Origin of the sequence: Saccharothrix hoggarensis (assembly GCF_042678885.1) — a bacterium.
Classification (GTDB): Bacteria; Actinomycetota; Actinomycetes; order Mycobacteriales; family Pseudonocardiaceae; genus Actinosynnema; species Actinosynnema hoggarensis.
The window spans coordinates 1-652 of the sequence record NZ_JBHTLK010000526.1 but is presented as its reverse complement, the minus strand read 5'-3'; the positions used below and the strand labels follow the sequence as shown (position 1 = coordinate 652).

The following is a 652-nucleotide window of genomic DNA, read 5'->3' as shown; positions in this document are numbered from 1 at the left end:
GCTCCAGCTCGGCGACGGTGGCGGCGAACGGGTCGGACTCGTCGGGGCCGGGCAGCGGAAGGGCCGTCGTGCTCATCGGGTCACCTCCAGTCGGCGCAGGTACAGCGGGGGACGTGACAGCGGGGAACGAGTGGAGCGGTGGGCGGTGCGGCGCAGCAGACTCACCAGCACGAGGGCGGGCACGCCGACCACCACCATCACGGCGGTCGGGTCTTCGGTCTGGGTGATCACGGCCCACTGGGTCAGGCCGATCAGCCCGGCGGTGGCCAGCAGCTTCCACAGCACGATCACCGGGACCACGGCCAGCGCGGCGAGCAACAGCAGCAGCGGGGCGGGTACGGTCGGCAGAAGGTCACTCATCGTCGGCGACCCCCGTCCGCTGCCGCTCGACCAGGCGGACGCGGTCGCGCAGGTAGGCCGGGGCGTCGTCCCAGGACCGGCCGGGGTGGGTGGACTCGTAACGGGCGCGGGCGGCGGGTTCCACCACCGACTTGTGCGCCGTCGTCGTGCTCGACATGCTTCAGCTCTCCTGACCCGCACCCCTCGGGTGCGGTGTTGGGGTGGACCGGACCGGCGGCGCGGTTCTTGGCGGGATCAGGCCGCCGGTCCGGGCGAAGTCAGTGCGCGAGGGTGATGCCGGCCTGCATGTACA

General features: G+C 72.5%; 2 protein-coding genes. Both read right to left on the bottom strand.

The genetic code is table 11. From position 1 onward, the window contains the following. Positions 1-72: 72 nt before the first annotated feature. Complete coding sequence (locus tag ACFQ3T_RS36930; protein ID WP_380730855.1) at positions 73-360, bottom strand: hypothetical protein; 288 nt, start codon at positions 358-360, stop codon at positions 73-75. After that, positions 353-517, bottom strand: coding sequence for a hypothetical protein (locus tag ACFQ3T_RS36925; RefSeq protein ID WP_380730853.1), 165 nt, complete (start codon positions 515-517; stop codon positions 353-355). Before ACFQ3T_RS36925 ends, ACFQ3T_RS36930 begins: the two co-directional genes overlap by 8 nt. Positions 518-652: the final 135 nt, after the last annotated feature.

Coding starts and splice junctions, on each gene's coding strand:
- ACFQ3T_RS36925 (WP_380730853.1), bottom strand. CDS start 517: ATGTCGAGCACGACGACGGCGCACAAGTCGGTGGTGGAACCCGCCGCC.
- ACFQ3T_RS36930 (WP_380730855.1), bottom strand. CDS start 360: ATGAGTGACCTTCTGCCGACCGTACCCGCCCCGCTGCTGCTGTTGCTC.